The sequence below is a fragment of the Rhodoluna sp. genome, assembly GCF_024641065.1.
Classification (GTDB): Bacteria; Actinomycetota; Actinomycetes; order Actinomycetales; family Microbacteriaceae; genus Rhodoluna.
Map to the genome: position 1 here is coordinate 1 of NZ_JAHEDV010000026.1, position 2929 is coordinate 2929.

At 53.9% G+C, this 2929-nt stretch carries 3 protein-coding genes; all 3 read left to right on the plus strand.

Annotated elements, in window-relative coordinates; translation table 11 throughout:
• On the plus strand, positions 1–1406 hold a 1406-nt coding region (hutU, locus tag Q0L26_RS05745), incomplete at its 5' end, for a urocanate hydratase (RefSeq protein WP_296648609.1).
• A 1-nt stretch (position 1407) separates the two neighbouring features.
• Positions 1408–2556 carry an imidazolonepropionase gene (hutI, locus tag Q0L26_RS05750; RefSeq protein ID WP_296648612.1) on the plus strand — a complete coding sequence of 383 codons (1149 nt, stop codon included), beginning with the start codon at positions 1408–1410 and terminating at the stop codon, positions 2554–2556.
• Positions 2553–2929: aromatic amino acid lyase (locus Q0L26_RS05755; RefSeq protein WP_296648614.1), on the plus strand; the 377-nt coding region annotated here is incomplete at its 3' end. The genes hutI and Q0L26_RS05755, both read left to right, overlap by 4 nt.

The window sequence follows — 2929 nt, forward strand, 5'->3', positions numbered from 1 at the left end:
GTGTTTTCCGCACCCACGAGTGGGCACCGCGCGTGCTGCTTGCAAACTCAAACTTGGTTGGCGACTGGGCTAACTGGCCAGAGTTCCGCCGCCTCGAGCACCTAGGTCTAACCATGTACGGGCAGATGACTGCTGGCTCATGGATCTACATTGGCACCCAGGGAATTTTGCAGGGTACCTACGAAACTTTTGCCGCAGTTGCCGAACAATCTTTTGGTGGCACACTCGCCGGCACACTAACTCTCACCGGTGGTTGCGGTGGCATGGGTGGTGCACAGCCTCTTGCAGTAACCATGAACGAGGGTACTTGTCTAATTGTTGACGTTGACCGCCGCTCACTTGAGATGCGCGTGCGCGACCGCTACCTAGATGAAATCGCCGACAACCTAGACCAAGCAATTGACCTTGCGGTGAAATACAAAAACGCACGCATTGCAAAGTCGGTTGGTGTCGTTGGAAACGCCGCAACTGTTTTTGCCGAGCTTCTAAAGCGCGAAGTACCAATTGACATCATCACTGACCAAACTTCTGCGCACGACCCGCTGTACTATATTCCAGAGGGAATGGATCTTGCCGACGCAAAAGATGCACGCGAAAGCAATCCGGAAGACTTCACCAAGCGCGCACAAGCTGCAATGGCCAAGCACGTTGAAGCAATGGTTGGATTCATGGATAAGGGCGCAATCGTCTTTGACTACGGAAACTCAATTCGCGACGAAGCACGTAAGGGTGGCTACGATCGCCCGTTCGCATTCCCTGGATTCGTGCCGGCATACATTCGCCCACTCTTCTGCGAAGGCAAGGGTCCGTTCCGTTGGGTTGCACTATCTGGCGACAAAAAAGATATCTACCGCACAGACCAAGCAATGATGGAACTGTTCCCAGAAAACAAACACCTACACCGATGGCTAAACATGGCGCAGGAGCGCGTGCAGTTCCAAGGTTTGCCAGCACGCATTTGCTGGTTGGGTTATGGCGAACGCGACAAGGCCGGAGCAGTTTTCAACGACCTGGTTAAACGCGGCGAAGTTAGCGCACCGATTGTGATTGGTCGCGACCACCTTGACTGCGGTTCGGTTGCATCGCCTTACCGCGAGACAGAAGCAATGCTCGACGGCTCAGACGCAATCGCGGACTGGCCAATCCTGAACGCCATGTTGAACGTGGCCTCTGGCGCCAGCTGGGTATCGCTGCACCACGGTGGCGGTGTTGGTATGGGTCGTTCTATTCACGCGGGTCAGGTATCGGTTGCCGATGGCTCTGATCTAGCGGCCGAGAAGCTGCAGCGCGTGCTGACTAATGACCCAGGAATGGGCGTGATTCGTCACGTGGATTCTGGCTACGACATTGCCAAGCGCGTTGCTCACGAAAAGCACGTGCACGTGCCGATGCTCGATACTGAGTAACGTGTCTACGCTCTTCAACAACATTGCATCGTTGGTAAGTAACACCGATGCACACTTCGCGAACCCTGCGTTGATTGTTGAAGAAGGAAAGATCGCATGGATTGGTGAAGCCAGTGCTGCACCTGCCGCAGATGCGCGAGTTGACCTGCAAAACAAAACTGTAATTCCTGGCTTTGTTGATTCACACGCGCACCTTATGTTTGCCGGTGATCGTGCCGAAGAATTTTCTGCACGCATGCAGGGTCAGGCTTACAGTGCCGGTGGAATCAAAACAACTGTTGCCGCAACTCGTGAAGCAAGTGATGCACAACTTGAAGCAAATCTTTCGCGACTAGTTGCAGAGATGCACGCGAGTGGAATCACAACTTTCGAAACCAAGAGCGGTTACGGTCTTGATGTTGAAACTGAATCTCGTTCACTTGCTATTGCAGCAAAGCACACCAGCGAAACAACTTTTCTTGGAGCACACGTTGTGCCACAGGAATTCAAAGATAAGTCAGATGAATACGTTGAACTCGTAAAGAATCAAATGCTGACCGCAGCAGCTCCGCACGCAAAATGGATTGATGTGTTTTGTGATCGCGGTGCATTCAATGTTGATCAAGCTCGTGAAATATTGCAGGCCGGAATCAAAGCAGGTCTTGCTCCACGCATTCACGCCAACCAACTAGAAAACATTGGTGCAATCCAACTTGCTGTAGAACTTGATTGCGCATCGGCAGATCACTGCACACATCTGACTCACCAAGACATTGACGCACTGGCAAACTCAAACACCGTGGCAACACTTCTACCTGGCGCTGAATTTTCAACGAGGTCCCGCTATCCAGACGCACGCAAACTTATCGACGCCGGAGTAACGGTTGCACTCGCAACCGATTGCAACCCGGGCTCCAGCTACACAACTTCAATGGCCTTCTGCATTGCACTTGCGGTTCGTGAAATGCACGTGTCACCAGCCGAGGCACTTTGGTCAGCAACCATGGGGGGCGCTAAGGCGCTGCGCCGAGACGACATCGGTCATCTTTCTGTTGGTGCGCGCGCAGACTTTGCAGTTATCGATGCACCAAGCTACATCCATCTGGCCTACCGTCCGGGAGTAAATTTGATTAGCGATACGTACATTGCCGGAAGGGCCATCACAAAATGAGAACCGTCACCATCAACTCAGCAGGCATGAGCATGCAAGATGTGATCGATGTAGCCCGCCACGACGCTCGCGTTGAGATCTCTGCCGAGGCCCTAGCCGGCATGGCTGCCACCCGTGAGCACATTGAGAAGCTAGCCAACGGCGAGACCCCGGTTTACGGCATCTCTACCGGATTCGGAGCCCTGGCCAACCGCCACATTGCCATCGAAGACCGCGTTCAGCTGCAGAAGTCCCTGGTTCGCTCCCACGCCGCTGGAATGGGAGAGCCGGTTGAGCGCGAGGTAGTTCGTGCCCTGATGCTGCTCCGCCTAAAGACCCTATGCTCTGGCCGTACCGGCGCCCGCCCGCTGGTTGCCCAGACTATGGCAGACAT